Raw genomic sequence first — 16142 nt, 5'->3', positions numbered from 1 at the left:
CGAATGAACTGCTCGGGCCGCGACGCCCGTTCGCTGAATTTGCAGCGACCCACCGAGCCTATCCACCCCATTTCCGACGCACAACCGACGCGAGTTGTCGGAAATCTCCCGCCAATTACCCACTCTGTAGGACGTCCCCAATCCCCCTGTAGGTTCATGCAGGCTGTAGCGTGATTACGGAGCTTTGTTGCAGCGATTGATTCGCAAGATGGGGATGCCCGCTTCGGCAGGACGAACGGCAGTTAAAAGGCGACTTCAGAACAAATGCTGCTCCAACCTGCGGGGGCCGTTGCCGACATGATCGAAGATCCACTGCTCGATACCCGGCAATCGCCGCAGCGCGGCAAAGACCGCCGGCACGTCCCGTGGGGTACACAAGACATGCACATTGGGACCGGCGTCTACCGTAGCGCAGACATGTAGACCCTCGTTGCGCAATTGTCGAACGCGCTCCAGTAGCGCGAGCGTCGCCGCTTGCCAATAAAACAGCGGAGGCTGCGAGGTCATGGCAATCATGTGCATTTCAACGGCTTCGCGTTCAACCGCATCGGCCAGGGCATTGAAGTCCCGAGTCAGGATCGCGAGGCGTACGTCGTTCAAGCGTGCCGGCAGCAGGTTCAAGCGCGTGGAGTAAAAAGGGCTGGTGGGTGCGATGTGGTGGCCTTGTCGGGAGCTGACTTTTTTCTGGCGGGCATCGACCACGGCAATCAAGTCACACAGGGGCCAGTGCTGCGCGTCGGCCAGTTGCTGCGCGGGTCCCGACGGGTCTTGAGGATTACCGGGCCACTGGACGAATCCGCCGATTATCGAGCGTGCCGCCGAGCCCGATCCGGACAGGCGTGCCAGTAGGCTGAGCTGTGGATCATCAAGATCCAGTCCGCATTTGAGCGCAAACGCCAGAGCCAATGCACTGAAGCCAGCCGCCGACGAGGCAATGCCGGCACCTGTCGGGAAGCGATTGGTGGTCGCGATGCGCAGCGGTTGCCAATCGTCGAAGTACTGACGCAATTGGTGCAGATGGAATTCGATACCGTTGCGCAGGTGTGGCTCGGCGGGAATCAATACCCCGTCAGCGGTTTGCCAGAGAATTTCGTCTGCGCTGCCCGTGCCGGGAGAGGCCAAGGTGCAGAGGCTGACGCAGCGGCTCAGCGTCATGGACAGCGAGGCGTTGTTCGGAAGTGTCTGTCGCTCATCGCGCATGCCCCAGTATTTGATCAGCGCAATATTGCTCGGTGATGAAACGGTGATGGGTTTCATTGCTCGCTTAGCTCGAGGCCGCCGACTGCCAGCGGCGCGTCGATTCGCCGATAGCGTGCCAGTTCCGGCAGTTGTGGAGCATCGACGACCAGCATGGCGCCGGCCTGATCGCCTGAGAGCGCGCCTGCGCCACAGATTTTTGCTGCGCCGCCGGCGAGTTCTATCGCGCGGACGACTTTAGCGATGGGCCGGGGTACCACGCCAAGCGTTTCCAGATCGAGTTCATAGTCGCGCAGCACGGCTTTGAGGGTTTGCGGTATGGGGCTTTGTTGCTGCATGAGCTTGCAAAAGCGTTCGGCGTTGCGGCGCATGCTCGCCAACAATGGATTGTCCGCACCTTCGAGTCGATGGCGGGTGGCGGCGATGACGTGGCCGGTGCTCTCGCGGGCCGTACCGGTGTGGTACAGCTTGAGGTCCTGCGGCAGGCTCAGCGCTGTCGCGGGCCATGAAGCGAACTCGAAGGTATCGTTCACGCCGGATCGTCGTTCGATGATCGAACCGTACAGGCTGACGTTGTGATCAATGCCCGACGGCTGACCGTGCACGTAGCGTTCGAGGGTCATTGCCAGCCGATCCAGCGTCTGTAAGTCGGTTGAACGTTTGAACAGGCGTTGTAAGGTCGCCGTCAACGCGACCGCAAGGGCGCCGGAGCTGCCGAATCCTGCGCCGACAGGGATAGCCGATTCCACCCGCACGGAAAAACCGCACCGTGCTTGCGGATCAAGCCTGAGCAGGCACTCACCCAAAGCACATTTCACCAAGTGACTACGATCGCCGTCGTTGACCTGGGTAAAGGCCTGCACTGAAGGGCTTTTCTGAAAACACTGCCAGGCCTGTCGAACTTTGCGGGTGTAGTCGATCAGCGCGGCGGGACTGTAATGCTGGTGCAGCGACAGGTCAGGCAGATGAACCTCGATCTGTTCGTCTGCCCTCGGCCATCCCCAAACGTTGCAATACAAACCTACAGAAACGGCCAGCGCAGGGCAGCCGTGAAGCGCGGCGTGTTCGCCAATCAACATGATTTTGGCCGGGGTGCGCGCGTGGACCACAGTCATTGTTCACCGCCCAAGACGCACATGGGCTTGCACCAGTTGGTGAGAGGCCTGGGCTGCCATGATCGACAGCTCGCCGGCCAATACCAGCGCACCGAGTATTTCGGCCAGCCGTTGGGTATCGACCCCAGGTTTCTTTTCCCCGGGCACGATTCCCATCAAGGCCAGGGCTTCACGCTGTGTGCTCAGTCCCGTGCCGCCCCCGACGGTTCCCAGCGGTGTGTCAGGCAGCAGAATCGATGCGTACATCGCGCCATGTGCGCGAGCTTCAAGGCAGGTGACGCCGATCGCGCTTTCCGCCACCTGCGCCAAATCCTGACCGGTGGCGATAAAAAACGCGGCGAGGACATTGGCGTGATGGGCGTTACCGCCAATCATTCCGGCCATGGTCGAACCCAACAGGTTTTTGCGGTATTGCAATTCACACAGCGCGTCGGCATCGGTTTTCAGAATGTCGCGCAGGATGTCGGCGCTCAGGTGAACTTCGGCGTGGGTGCGTCGACCGCGACCGTTGATGAAGTTGACCATCGACGGCTTTTTATCGGTGCAATAGTTGCCTGAGATGCTGATGCACGGTACGCCCGTGGCGGGGCTGATCAATTGGGTGATGGCCCGGTCGCACGCAATACTAGCCATGTTCATGCCCATGGCATCAGCGCTGTGGAATCGAAAGCGCAGGTAAATCGACGTGCCGACGATGGCGGGCACGATATCAAGCAGGATGAGGTGCTGACTGTCCTGCTCGCAGAGTTGTTTGACCTGATCGAAATGGCTGCTGATCCACAGCAGAAATGCTTGAGTCTGCACGATGCCGTTGGAGCGGAAGACCGGCGCGCGCGTGATGCCCATATCCTCGCTGCGCACCACAGCGCCGCCGGCCGCATGCAACGCGGCGCAACCACGGGACACACTGGCGATGAGTGCGCCTTCGCTGGTGGCAAGCGGTGCATAGATGAGTTCCTGGGCGCAGGTGGCCTGCCCCTTGATCAACAGCGGGCCGACGACACCGACTGGCACCTGGATGGCGCCGATAAAGTTCTCGCACTTGGCGGCGGGAACGTTCGGCGTGTACTGGCTGATGCTGCGCAATGACACACCGACGATGTGTTGCAGGGCCTCACGCCGAATCAGAGCGGCTTCTTCTGGGGGGAGGTGGGCGGGCAACTGATGCAGGCGCAGTTCGCCCTTAATCAAAGCATCGATCCACTGATGGTCAAAACGGGTGTGTGCCATGACGTCGTCGCTCTGCAATTCAATGGAAGGCTTTGACTGCGTCGATCATGCATGCGCATCACGTCAGCGACTACTGTTAGACCTGACAGGGTTTCTAGACCGATTGGCGATCAAGCACGGTTTTTTAAGTGGTTTGGTTAACGATGAAAAATGCTGGGCAGGGACAGGCTGATCCAGAAGTGCAGCAGGCCATGAACCTCTCGAACCAACGTCAAAAGATCGCAGCCTGCGGCAGCTTTTACGGGCAAATTGTCAGGTTTTTGCGGGGATTTCGTGGTTATCCAGTACGCGGTTTACGGCCAGTTCGGCGAGCATGATGATTTGCTGGATCGCCAAAATCGTGCGCCGTTGCGGGAGGTCGATGTAGGCGGCGATGTCGCTGGTCATGAGGCTGGCTTGTGCCAGGGATTCGCAGGCATGTACCAGCAGGCTTTCGCTGTCTTGATCGGGCGCGACCTGGAACATGGTGCTGGGTTTGTGGAACCGCAAGGTGAGCGCGTTGGGTTTGAGGTAGTGGTCGAGGGCGCGTTCGGCGGCTTCGTGGAATTTCTTTGAATCGGGGGATTGGTAGGGCGAGGTGTCGTTGGTTTCTGGCGGATTGGGTGTTGGCTTTTTCATGATGAATACTCAGTTGGTGAAAGTGGAGCTGCCTTCGATTGCCGCGACGCAATCTGAGGTGGCAGCTGTACGCGGGTTCGCGGACCGATAACTGAGAAATCGGCATACCTCCAAGGACGGTATCCCGCGCACAGCCGCCATGACACAAACAACGGGCACCGAGGTGCCGTCAGGTTGGCGATTATGCATCAGTTATCGGGCCGCGACGCCCCATCGCTGAATTTGCAGCGACTCACCGAGCCTATCCATCCCATTTCCGACGCACAACCGACGCGAGTTGTCGGAAAACTCCGCGCAATCTCCAGCATCTGTAGGACAAGCACAATTCCTACAACCCCACACATTCCAACCTGTAGGAGCTGCCGAAGGCTGCGATCTTTTGACGTTGATTGTCAGAAACAAGATCAAAAGATCGCAGCCTTCGGCAGCTCCTACAGGGGGAATTAAAAAAGGCGACATCCCTCACAGGATGTCGCCTTTGTTTTACCGCCGCTAAATCTTATTCCGGCAGTTTGTACGCAATCACATAGTCACCCATTTTGGTGCCCAGCGAGCCGTGGCCGCCGACAACGAGCAGGACGTATTGCTTGCCGTCCTTGCCGGTGTAGGTCATCGGGGTCGCTTGGCCGCCAGCCGGCAGACGCGCTTTCCACAACTCTTTACCGGAGTTGACGTCGTAGGCGCGCAGGTACTGGTCGAGGGTGCCGCTGAGGAAGCCGACGCCGCCGGCCGTTACCATCGAGCCGCCCATGCTAGGCACGCCCAGGGTGAAGCCGATCGGGATTGGCGAGCTGTCGCGGCTGGTGCCGTTTTTGCGTTTCCACACGACTTTGCTGGTGGTCAGGTCGATACCGGCGACGTAGCCCCAGGCCGGGGCCTGGCACGGTACGCCGAATGGCGACATGAACGGGTGCATGATCACCGCGTATGGCGCGCCGGTGTTCGGTTGTACGCCAGCGGTTTCGCTCTCGCGTTTGCTGCCGGCGGCGACTTGCTCGCGTGGCACCATTTTCGAGACGAAGGCCATGTAGTTCGGGCTGGTGAACAGCATCTGGCGAACCGGATCGACCGACACGCCGCCCCAGTTGAACACGCCAACGTTACCCGGGTAGATCAGGCTGCCCTGTTCCGACGGCGGGGTGTACTGGCCTTCATAACGCAGTTCCTTGAACTGGATGCGGCACAGCATCTGGTCGAACGGGCTCGCGCCCCACATGGCTTTTTCGGTCAGTTCCGGGGCCAGCAGGTTGAGGTCCGAACGGGCCTGGGTCGGTGCGGTGCGGTCGCCTTTCACGGCGCCTTGCGGTACTGGGATTTCCTTGATCGGGATGATCGGCGTGCCGTCACGACGGTCGAGGACGTACAGGCTGCCCTGTTTGGTCGGAGCGATCAGCGCGGGTTTCACGCCGTCGGCGGTTTTCATGTCGAGCAGGGTTGGCTGGCTGCCAACGTCCATGTCCCACAGGTCGTGGTGGGTGAACTGGTAGTTCCAGCGCACTTTACCGGTGGCCAGGTCCAGCGCTACAACACCGGCGCTGAATTTCTCGGCGCCCGGGGTGCGGTCGGCGCCCCACTGGTCTGGGGTCTGGTTGCCCAGTGGCAGGTAAACCATGCCGAGTTTTTCGTCGACGCTGGCCAGCGACCACATGTTGGCCGAGTTACGGCTGTAGGTTTCGCCTGGGGCCAAAGGTTCGGTGGCGTCGGGATTGTTGCTGTCCCAGTTCCACACCAAGTGACCGTCGCGCACGTCGTAGGCGCGGATCACGCCCGATGGCTCGTTGGTCGACTCGTTGTCGGTGACGTGACCGCCCATGATCACCAGATCACGGGTAATCGCGGCCGGCGAGGTGGAGTAGTAGCCACCGGCGGTGAACGGGCCGATGCCTTGGGTCAGGTCGACCACACCTTTGTTGCCGAAGTCTTCGCAGATTTTGCCGGTGTCGGCGTTCAGCGCGATCAGGCGCGCATCAGCGGTTGGCAGGTACAGACGACGTGGGCAGGCCTGAGCAACGGCTTTGCCAGCTTCGGAAATCACGGCGGAGGCCGCGTTTTCAGACTTGGCGTAAGCGGCTTCGTCGTAATACGACACGCCACGGCAGGTCATGTGGGCGAAGCCTTTGAAGCCGACCGGGCTCTTGATCTGCGGGTCGAAGCGCCACAGTTCTTTACCGGTGTCCGGGTCCAGTGCCAGCACTTTGCTGTGCGCGGTGCAGGCGTAGATCATGCCGTTGGCTTTGAGCGGGGTGTTTTCGTTGGTCAGCTCAACCGGGTCATCAGCGGTCGGCAGGTCGCCGGTCTGGATGCGCCAGGCTTCTTGCAGCTTGCCGACGTTGGCCGGGGTGATCTGCTTGAGCGGGGAATAACGATCACCGAATTCGCTGCGGCCGTAAGCCTGCCAGTCGCCATCAGGCATGGCTGGCGCGGTGCTGGTCATGTCGGCTGTGTCGCGTCCCAGTTCGCCGAAAGTTTCGCCCGGGTGGGTAAACAGGCTGGCCAGAGCCGTGACGCCGGCCAGAACCACCGCCACGGTCAGACCGCCGGTGCCCATTGGCGCAGGGCCGGCGAGCAGCAGCGGACGACGGAACCACGGCAGCAGCATCACGAAACCGAGGGCAAACCACAGCGCCAGACGCGGCACCAGTTGCCACCAGTCCAGACCGACTTCCCACAAGGCCCAAACAGTGCTGGCGAACAGCACGATGGCGTACAGGCCCAGCGCCGCGCGACGGCGCAGCAGCATCAGAATGCCGGTCAGCGTGATGCCGATACCGGCCAGCAGGTAGTACAGCGAGCCGCCGAGCATGCTCAGCTTGACTCCCCCGGCCAGCATGGCCAGGCCCATCAGTAGAAGCAGAATGCCGAGCAGGCCCGGTAGCAGACGGCCCCGACTCGAAGCACTTACGGTGCTCATAGTGTGAATCTCCGTGACGTTTATGTAGTCCCGCGCTGTAGTCACTTTAGATGACGATTTGGCGTGGGCATGGTTCAGATAAAAACTTGTCTAGCTAACGAATTTTATGTGGGAGCGAGCCGTGGTGTTGGTTAGAACGAGGACTGGATCTTCAGCCCCGCGATCAGTGCGTCATCGACCTTGTCCACGCCGCCCGGATGGCGGATGTATTGCAGGTTCGGGCGTACGGTCAGCCAGTTCGTCACGTGCACGCCGTAATACAGTTCGGCGCTGTATTCGGTGTCTTGCGGCGGCAGGAACGATGGATCGTCGTAGTCGTAGACCGCGTTGGCCCGGTTGCTCGCTTCGGCGTTTTTGCGATAGGCCGGGTTGACGTGCACGCGGGCCAGGGCGAAGCCGATGTCGTCTTTGGCGCGGGCGTCGAACGGGCCTTTGTAGGTGAGGCCGGCCTGGACGTAGTTGTCGATGGCGTTGGTCTTCTTGTCGTGCATCGTGGCGTTGGCGAACACGCTCAGGCCACGGCTGTTGTCGCTGGCGATGCTGGTGATCTGCTGCTGGGCACCGAACCACACGCCGTGTTTACTCGACGCGCTGCGGTAGGCTTCGCCGCTCAGCGCTGCCGGTTGGCCATTGTTGTCTTTATAGACGTCAGTGGCCTTGGCGTTGCTGTAGTAGTAACCGGCGCGGTATTCGCCCGGCAGGCCGTTGAGCTTTGGCGTCCACACCAGTTCCACCGGCAGGATCGCGCCTTGGGTGCCGCTGCCGCTGAGTTTGAAGCCGTTGCCGCGATCAAGGTTCGACGGGTTCTGCTCGTAGGCGCCGACCTGTGCGTACAGCTCCGGCGTCAGGTGATATTTGACGCGCAGCGCCCACTGGCTGACCGGCCAGTTGTACCAGATGCCGCCGACCCAGTTGCCGACCTGCGAACCGCAGAACGCCAGGTTCTGGAAGTCGCAGGGGAAGGTATTGAAGTCTTCGCCTTCGCCGAAACGGCCGACCTTGATGTCGAGTTTCTGATCGAAGAATTTCTGCTGGTACCACATCTGCGTCAGGCGGGTGGTCTGGCCACGGCCCCAGACTTCCTGAGCCGAGGTGAAGCCGCCGACGCGCGGATCGTTGATGCGGTCGTTGCTGATGTTGTTGCCGCTGCGTTTGGTGATGGTCAGTTGAAACTCGGCGTCGTCCCAGCCGAGGATCTTTTGCAGGTCCAGGTGTGTGCCGAGGCCGAACTGGTCGCTGTAACGTGCGGTGCGGTCGTGGTCGTAGCCGCCGTGCAGGTTGCTGCCCATTTCGCCGGTGTAATCGAGTTTGAAGTCGTAGCCTTTTTCCGAGAGTTCGGTGCGCGTGCCGTTCCAGTCACCGAGCATGTACGGTGATTCGCTGTCGAACGCGGGAGCCGCGTGGGCGCAGGTGGCGAGGCCAAGGGCGGTGCAGCCGCCGATCACGCGCAGGGATGAGATAGCGCTGTCTCGGAAGAACGGAAAATCGGGCATAAAAGGGGTCTTTCTTGATCTTTTTTTGGGGATGAGCTGACCGCTACGATTTGACGCAGGCAGTGAAGCGATTCAGCGGAAAGGCGGCAGGATAATGATCTGTAACAAAAAGACAAAGGGGTTTTATTGACATGAACAGTTTCGGATTCGGTAACAGTGCGGCAAACGGGCGCATTGCGGGTCTGGTCGCAGGCTGCGATCTTTTCGGGTTGGCCTACATTTGATGCAAGGCCTTCCACCCGATCACCCCCTCGGCTAAGGTGCGCGGCTTCTGCATTTTCACTTCGTCCAAAGGCCTGGCATGAACGAACAATCCCCCGATCCGCTGCACGGCGTAACCCTCGAACAGATCCTCACCGCTCTCGTGGCCCATTACGAATGGTCTGGGTTGGCCGAGCGCATCGACATCCGTTGTTTCAAGAGCGATCCGAGCATCAAGTCGAGCCTGACGTTCCTGCGTAAAACTCCGTGGGCGCGGGAGAAGGTCGAGCGTCTGTACGTGAAACTGATGCGCACCAAGCGACCGCTCTGAGATGGACGCCGTATGGCGCCAACGCCTGATCATCCTCGCCGCCATGCTTGGCTGGGCGGGACTGGCCATTCAGCTGTACCTGATTTTCTTCGCGCGTTTGAGTGTCGGCGCCAGTCTGTTGGGCGGTCTGGTGAGTTTCTTCAGCTACTTCACGGTATTGACCAACACGTTGGTGGCGACGGTGCTGACCTGCGCCGTCACGCCGCGTGAATCGGCCGCGCGCCGCTGGTTTTTGCAACCGTGGGTGAGCAGTGGGGTGGCGGTGAGTATTGCGGTGGTCGGGGTCGCGTATAGCCTTTTGCTGCGGCATTTATGGCACCCCGAAGGCTGGCAATTCATCGCTGACGAATTGCTTCACGACGTGATGCCGTTGCTGTTTCTGGGCTATTGGTGGTGTTGCGTACCCAAAGGCACCTTGCGTCTTTGGCATCTGCCGCTATGGCTGATTTATCCGCTGGCGTATTTCGCTTATGCCTTGCTGCGCGGGCATGTGCTGGGGGCGTATGCGTATCCGTTCATTGATGTGTCGGTGCTGGGTTATCCACAGGTGTTCATCAATGCCGGGGGGATATTGGTGGGGTTTGTGGTGATTGGGTTGGCGGTGATTGGCCTCGATCGCTGGTCTCGGCCTCAACTGCACAGTTGATTGAAAACTGTGGCGAGGGGATTTATCCCCGATGGGCTGCGAAGCAGCCCTGATACCTGCCAGCGCGATTTACCTGATTCACCGAGGTGCTGGGTTGGGGCTGCTGCGCAGCCCATCGGGGATAAATCCCCTCACCACAATAGTCCCCAGTCACAGTTGGTTTGTACAAAGCAGGGGATATCATTCCTCTTCTTCAGAACCCTCGGCGCGCCAGTAGCCGACGGCTTTCACCAGCTTCTCGTCCAGCCCGTGCTCATCGAGCAACACCCGGCGGATCTGCCGCGAAACCTTGGTCTCGGTCGCCACCCACGCATACAGATTGCCTTTGGGCACCTGCAACTGTTTGACGGTGGTCAGCAGGTTGTCCTTGCCGCCGTCGCGCAATACCCAGATCACATTGACCTGCGCCGCGCTCTCCAGCGCTTGCTGCTCGGCGCCGTTTTCCACTTCGATCACCACCAGCGCCTTGCGATTGGCCGCCAGGCCTTCGAGGCGGCGGGCGATGGCGGGCAGGGCGGTTTCGTCACCGATCAACAGGTAGCTGTCGAAGATGTCCGGCACGATCATCGAGCCGCGTGGGCCGCCGATGTGCAGGAACTGCCCAGGTGCGGCCTGTTCCGCCCAGGTCGAGGCAGGGCCATCGCCGTGCAGGACGAAGTCGATGTCCAGCTCAAGTTTGTCGAGGTCATAGCGGCGCGGTGTGTAGTCGCGCATCTCGGGTGTCGGGCCATCGTTCTTGCCGCCGAGCACCATGGTTTCCAGCGCGGCCGTTTGTTCGGCGTTCTGCGGGAACAGCAATTTGACGTGATCGTCGGTGCCGAGGCTGATGAACCCGGCCAGCTCCGGCCCGCCGAGGGTGATGCGGCGCATGCGCGGGGTGATATCGACCACGCGCAACACTTCGAGGCGACGGCGTTTGATTTCGTGTGTCACGCGGTGAATGGTTTGGGTATCGACTGCAGTCATTCGGCTTTCTCCGGGGCAGGTTGAACGGCTGGGCCGTCGACGATGGCTTTGGCGGTGTCGTTGAGCAGGTCACGCACGCGCTGGATTTCTTCCGGGCTCCAGCGCCCGTGGTGCAGTTGCAGGGCGTGGCGCAAGTTGTGCACCGCCTCGTGGATTTCCGGCGGCCGGTCATGGCCACGCAAAGAGCGTTTGCTGACGTCGATGCGCATGCGCACGCCGTCGAGGGCTACGGCTTGCTCGCTCAGGGACAGGCGCCCGGCGTCGGTCACGCTGTAGCGTTTTTTGCCGCCCTCGGCATCGCCTGTGATCAGTTCGCTTTCTTCCAGAAAGGTCAGGGTCGGGTAGATCACGCCGGGGCTCGGGCTGTAGGCGCCGTCGAACATGCCTTCGATCTGGCGGATCAGGTCATAGCCGTGGCAGGGCTGTTCGGCGACCAGCGCCAGCAGCAGCAACTTCAGGTCACCGGGGGCGAACACGCGTGGCCCACGGCCGCCGCGTTCGCGGCCGGGGCGCTTCTCAAAGCCGTCACGGCCGTCGCCGTGTTCTCGGTGGGGGGAATGATGGTCTCTCATTTCTGTCTTCTCTCGTCACGTTTAGATAGAACTTAAGATATATCTTTACGCCGGCGCAAGACGTTTTTGCTCGGAGTACCGGCCAGCTGACGAGTGGGGGTCTGTGCCGATGTTGCAATAGGCATTTTCGCGAGAGTCTTCAGCCTTCGATAACTTGAAAGTTAAAGTTAACACTCTATTTGTCTTGAGTGATTATTCTAAAATCGCAACTAAGGCCCGCTGTATCGAGGCCGTATTGCTGTATGGTTTTTCAACTAAAACTGTATGTAGGGAATAACTTACAGTCATCGTTTTGATTATTGATTTTTTGTTCTTTTTTCTTGCGGGTCATGGGGTTGTTTAACTACGCGCTTATAGGAAGTTACTTGCTTACTTTCCAGAGGCAACAGCCGATGATGCTCCGGCATTGAAAGTTCAAGTTGATCTGGCTCAACTCCCCTGGCGTTTGACTTGGACTTTCAATCACTCCTTCTCTTAAAGAAAACAAGGTACTGAACGATGTTCAAGAAAATCGCTATCGCTGCTCCTCTGGCTCTTCTGGCACTGGGTTCCTCGGGCGCTTTCGCCGCTGGTGAAGCCGCTCACTCGATCAATATCGTCGCTCAGGTTCCGACCAACGGCTTCTACGTGGTGCCGACCAATCCTGATCTGGTCAATAAGGATCAGGACATGAGCTACAACCCAAGCACCGGCAAGATGGGCGAAGTCACCGGTTTCTTCGACGTGCGCAACAACAACGGTTCGGTTCACGCCAGCCTCGACAGCGCACCGAAACTGATCGCGGGCAGCAGCAACATCGACTTGAAAGTCGAACTCAACAACAAGACCCTCACCCTGACTCCGCAAGAAGTAGTGGGTGAGGCCGAGTCGGACGTTAACTACCGTATGCCGGTGAAAATCAGCGCCATTGGCACTAACTTCGCCCCGGGTGATTACACCGGTGTTGTGGCAATGACCTTCGATGCCGTTCCTCCGGTCGGTGGCGAGTGATCAATCCGTCCTGAGATCAACGCTGACATCTTGTTGGCGTTAACCGACGGGGCCGGCCACCGTGCTTGCCCCGTCGGACTTCCACTATTCGTAATCAGAGTAAGAGTTCATGTTCCCGATGACACCCATCGCGGCTGCGCTTGCGCTGCTGTTTTGTGCCAGCGCAGCCGTGGCTTCCAACTCCGCCGGCACCACGCCGCGAAGCCTGTTGGCTCAGGCCAAAGGTTTGCCGGCGGATTTCGAGGAGCACTTCTTTGACGTACCTTTGGCGGTTCGGGTCGAACTCGATCATCAGCCATTGGGCGAGGCCATGGTGGTGTTGTCCCGCGACGATCGCATCACCCTGCTGGAATTCACCGACACCAGCGAAAACCGTTTCGGCCCCGCCGAACGGGAGAAATGGGCGGCTTTTCTCAAGCCCGGCGTGCCACTGGGCAATTGCACCGGCTCCTGTCCCGATCAGGTGCTGGCGGTGCATTACAACCTGGAAAACTCGCTGGTTTCGATTCTCACTGAAAACGCCGAGCGCGACGTCGAGGCCAAGCGTTATTACGAACAGCCCGATGGCGGCAGCAGCGGTTTGATGGTGCGCAATCAGCTCAACCTCAATGGCGGCCAGGAGCAGGATCTGGGCGGACGTTTCGGCCTTGAGGCCAGTGGCAGTCTGGGTAACTGGAGCCAGACGCTGAACCTGCAATTGGCCCGTCTCGGCGGCCCCGATGACAAGCTTTATCACGCAGTACACGAGCTTCACACCCAGCGCGAACTGCAAGGCAGTTTTTTCCGCCTGGGCTATTTCACCCCCAATTCCGAAGGGCTGACTCGCCAACCGCGCACGTTCGGCACCAGTCCCGATACAGCAGTCGGTGTCATGTACGGCAGCTCCGACAGTCTGGCCATCAACAGCCCGATGCCCAGCGTCTATCCGATTTATGTCACCGCCAACCGTCAGGGTTCTGTGGAAATCTGGCGCGATGGCCTGTTGATCAATACGCAATCGGTGCCGGCCGGTTTGCAGACCCTCGACACCCGGCCCTTGCCCGGTGGCATTTATGAAGTGGAAGTCCGCCTGATCGAAGACGGCCAGATCACCTCCACCACCCAGGAGTTGGTGTACAAGCCCAACAACTGGCGCAACCTCGACGACCGCTGGCGCTACAACGTGTTTGCCGGTGAGGAAAGCAAACTGCTGAGCAACTGGGACACTCAGGCCAGCGGCAGCCCCACCGCCGGTGCGGCGCTCAATTACCTGCTGCATCCACGGGTGATTCTTGGCGTGTCGGCGCGGCAGATTCGCGAAAAGCTGCAATACGGCACGTCCATCGACTGGACGCTGGCCAACCACATCAGCCTGTATGCCAACGTCTACAAGACCGAGGATTACGGCACCGGTCTGGATCTGCAAAGCCTCTATAACTATGGTTCCGGCAGCGTGGTCGTCAGCCACAACCGCAGCTGGCTCGACACCACCAACACCTACGACACCCTGCCGGACGGCACCCGGGTTCGTCCGCGCAATGTGTTTATCGGCCAGACCAGCAATTCGTCGCTGGCGCTCAACCATCGCGTCAGCAGCAAGAGTTCGATCAACGCGCGGGTGTCGCACAGCGAGGGCAACGTCGAAGGCGTCGGCATGGATCTGGGCTGGACCCAACGCACCGAACTGTTTGGCAGCGACGCCAGTTGGCGCTTGTCGCTGTTCGATCGGCCGGGCAGTTACAGCAGTGGCGATGCGCGCAATCGCGGCGTCGATTTGAGCGTCAACATGGCACTCGGCGCCCCCGGTCAGCAGATCACCGGCAGCATCGGTTCGCGCACGGCCCGCGATGGCAGTCGCGACAACAATGGCTCGATCGGCTGGCGCAAGGACTTCAAGGATCATGTACTGCAAAACGTCTCGGTCACCGCGCTGACCGACACCTATGGCGTCGGGATGTCCAGTCTGACGAACTGGCGCACGGATGCGGTCAATGGCGATGCCTTCATTCAGCGTTCTTCCTACAACGGCAATTTCACCGGTGGCCTCAACGTCGACAGCACGTTGGTGGTCGGCGGCGAGAAAATGCTCATGACCAGTCAGTACGAGATGCGCGGTGCGGGGATGATCGTCGATGTGGAATCGGACATCGATGACATCGCTCTGCGCGCCGACGATTACAGCGGCGGCAGTGCGGCGTTGAAGCCGGGGCGCAACTTCATTCCGATCACCGCGTACCGCAACAGCTCGGTGAGTTTCGACTTCGAAGGCAACCACGTCCCAGCGGCCACCATTGAACCGGCGCGTACCCGCTATCACCTGAACAAGGGCGGCGTGGAGTACCGCAAGATCCGCGTGATGAAGACCCTGACCGTGCTCGGTCGTCTGGTCGACGGGCAAGGGCAACCGCTCAAGGGCCACCACGTGATCAACCACGCCAGCCGTGGGGTGACGGAAGTCGACGGGTTCTTCTCGATGGAGATGAACGCCGGCTCACCGACCCTGGAAGTGCGTCAGGGCAGCCAGTTGCTGTGCCAGTTCCGCCTCGATGCGAACCAGCACCGCAGTGAAAACAATGTGCTGATGATCGGCGATCTGCGCTGCACGCCGGACACGCTGGCCGACGTGACCTCCACCGATCAGAAGGCGGGTTGAGCCATGCACAAGTCCCTTTGTGGCTGGCTACTGGCGTTGGCTTTGCCATCGGCAGAAGGCGCGAGCCAGGAAATCCGGGCGTTGTTTCAGCCTGATCCGTCGCAACCGAGCAAAAACGTGTTTATCAACAAGACACCGGTCAGTGGTTACTGCGCAAGTCATGTAAGCGAGTGCGCCGACAACAATATGTTCAGTCTGCAACTGCCGATTCGTTTTAACGCGCAGCGTCCACTGGTGCCGGCGGACTATATCCAGATCAGGGTGCCTGCCAGTTGGCGACAACTCACCGTCAAGAACAGTGAAACCGGGGAAACGGAAACCGTCGAAGTGCGTATTACCGGGATTGGTTCCAATTATGTCCTGAGTGATGCTGCCACCGCGATCACCGGCGAAGTGGATAACATCGATGCGCATCGCAAGCTCTGGGTGGAAAGCAGCTGGGTCAATGCGCCGCCTCCCTGTCAGTACAGCGGTATGGGCTACCTCACACCCAAGACTTACCAGTTTTTCTGGAAAACACCTCAGGAAGGGGCGTGCACCAAAACCGCCGCTTACGCCATCCCTCACATGTCTATGGAGTACCTCGACTTTGCCTATGAGCTGCGCACACCCAATCCCTTGAACATGTCGTCGGGTCTGTACAGCGGCTCGATGGTCTACAGCATCGGTCCGGCCGGCGATTTCGATCTGGGGTCTTTGATCCAGCCGGACGACAACGTTCTCAATCTGGATTTCGTCCTCGACGTGCAGCACACCCTGAAGGTCGATCTGCCACCGGGCGGCAACAAAGTCATGCTCGAACCCGAGGGCGGCTGGATGCGCTGGATCGACAGTGGCCGCAAGCCGACAAGCATCTACCGCGACCAGCTGTTCTACATCTCCGCCTCGTCGCGCTTCAAAGTCATGATGCTGTGCGATTCGACTGGCGGCACACGCTGCAAGTTAGGCAGCCCGCGAGGCAACGTCACCGAAGTGGAAACCTTCCTGACATTGCCCGCCGGAATCGGTGGGCCGAGTGGCGGTGAGGTGAAGTTGCTCAAGCTGCTTTACAACACTTGGGTCGGGCCTTTCCAGCCCACTGTCTATCTCGACCGCAAGGCCGGCTCACTGCGTTTTGAAATGCCCAGGGACGCTATCGATTTTCTTTTCAGGCCCGGCCTGAGCGACACGCTCAGCGGCAACATCACCATTATCTGGGACTCGGAAGTGTGAGCACTCCGGTCAGGCCATTTCGTTTTTC

The 16142-nt window shown here is 59.8% G+C and carries 13 protein-coding genes; 5 read left to right on the top strand and 8 right to left on the bottom strand.

Features of this window, described 5'->3' with window-relative positions; translation table 11 throughout:
* Window positions 1-255 precede the first annotated feature (255 nt).
* The 6 genes from mvaD to ACA074_RS22345 form a co-directional block, all read right to left on the bottom strand.
* Window positions 256-1257, bottom strand: coding sequence for a diphosphomevalonate decarboxylase (gene mvaD / locus ACA074_RS22370; protein ID WP_497615291.1), 1002 nt, complete (start codon window positions 1255-1257; stop codon window positions 256-258).
* Window positions 1254-2312 (bottom strand): mevalonate kinase family protein, encoded by a 1059-nt coding sequence (locus tag ACA074_RS22365; protein ID WP_497615290.1) that lies wholly within the window; start codon window positions 2310-2312, stop codon window positions 1254-1256. The genes mvaD and ACA074_RS22365 overlap by 4 nt, the downstream gene beginning before the upstream one ends.
* Before the next feature lie 3 nt (window positions 2313-2315).
* A complete protein-coding gene (locus ACA074_RS22360; protein ID WP_497615289.1) occupies window positions 2316-3542 on the bottom strand; it encodes a hydroxymethylglutaryl-CoA reductase in 1227 nt (408 codons plus the stop codon).
* A 252-nt stretch (window positions 3543-3794) separates the two neighbouring features.
* A complete protein-coding gene (locus tag ACA074_RS22355) occupies window positions 3795-4160 on the bottom strand; it encodes a DUF6124 family protein (RefSeq protein WP_497615288.1) in 366 nt (121 codons plus the stop codon).
* A 499-nt stretch (window positions 4161-4659) separates the two neighbouring features.
* Window positions 4660-7071, bottom strand: coding sequence for a glucose/quinate/shikimate family membrane-bound PQQ-dependent dehydrogenase (locus tag ACA074_RS22350; protein WP_497615286.1), 2412 nt, complete (start codon window positions 7069-7071; stop codon window positions 4660-4662).
* A gap of 131 nt (window positions 7072-7202) precedes the next feature.
* Window positions 7203-8564, bottom strand: coding sequence for a carbohydrate porin (locus ACA074_RS22345; RefSeq protein WP_497677821.1), 1362 nt, complete (start codon window positions 8562-8564; stop codon window positions 7203-7205).
* Window positions 8565-8865: 301 nt separating this feature from the next.
* Here ACA074_RS22345 and ACA074_RS22340 point away from each other — a divergent pair, with 301 nt between their 5' ends.
* On the top strand, window positions 8866-9096 hold the full coding sequence (locus tag ACA074_RS22340; RefSeq protein WP_187680225.1) for a VF530 family protein: 231 nt from the start codon (window positions 8866-8868) through the stop codon (window positions 9094-9096).
* Window position 9097: 1 nt separating this feature from the next.
* Entirely contained in the window at window positions 9098-9742 is a 645-nt protein-coding gene (locus ACA074_RS22335) for a Pr6Pr family membrane protein (protein WP_497677820.1), read from the top strand.
* Between the two features lie 180 nt (window positions 9743-9922).
* On the opposite strand, the gene ACA074_RS22330 is transcribed toward ACA074_RS22335, so the two are convergent.
* Window positions 9923-10708, bottom strand: coding sequence for a siderophore-interacting protein (locus ACA074_RS22330; protein WP_489878799.1), 786 nt, complete (start codon window positions 10706-10708; stop codon window positions 9923-9925).
* Window positions 10705-11280: a PadR family transcriptional regulator gene (locus ACA074_RS22325; RefSeq protein WP_187680222.1), complete on the bottom strand. Its 576-nt coding sequence runs from the start codon at window positions 11278-11280 to the stop codon at window positions 10705-10707. The genes ACA074_RS22330 and ACA074_RS22325 overlap by 4 nt, the downstream gene beginning before the upstream one ends.
* Window positions 11281-11778: 498 nt before the next feature.
* Between ACA074_RS22325 and ACA074_RS22320 the strand changes: the two genes are divergently transcribed.
* The 3 genes from ACA074_RS22320 to ACA074_RS22310 all read left to right on the top strand — a co-directional run bounded on the left by ACA074_RS22320 (window position 11779) and on the right by ACA074_RS22310 (window position 16114).
* Window positions 11779-12270, top strand: coding sequence for a CS1 type fimbrial major subunit (locus ACA074_RS22320; protein WP_497677819.1), 492 nt, complete (start codon window positions 11779-11781; stop codon window positions 12268-12270).
* A 109-nt stretch (window positions 12271-12379) separates the two neighbouring features.
* On the top strand, window positions 12380-14902 hold the full coding sequence (locus ACA074_RS22315) for a CS1-pili formation C-terminal domain-containing protein (protein WP_497677818.1): 2523 nt from the start codon (window positions 12380-12382) through the stop codon (window positions 14900-14902).
* A 3-nt stretch (window positions 14903-14905) separates the two neighbouring features.
* Window positions 14906-16114, top strand: a complete 1209-nt coding sequence (locus ACA074_RS22310) for a hypothetical protein (RefSeq protein WP_497677817.1) — start codon at window positions 14906-14908, stop codon at window positions 16112-16114.
* The last annotated feature ends 28 nt before the right edge of the window (window positions 16115-16142 follow it).

The organism is Pseudomonas sp. LBUM1655 (assembly GCF_059716085.1).
This window is presented reverse-complemented; position numbering and strand designations above follow the sequence as displayed.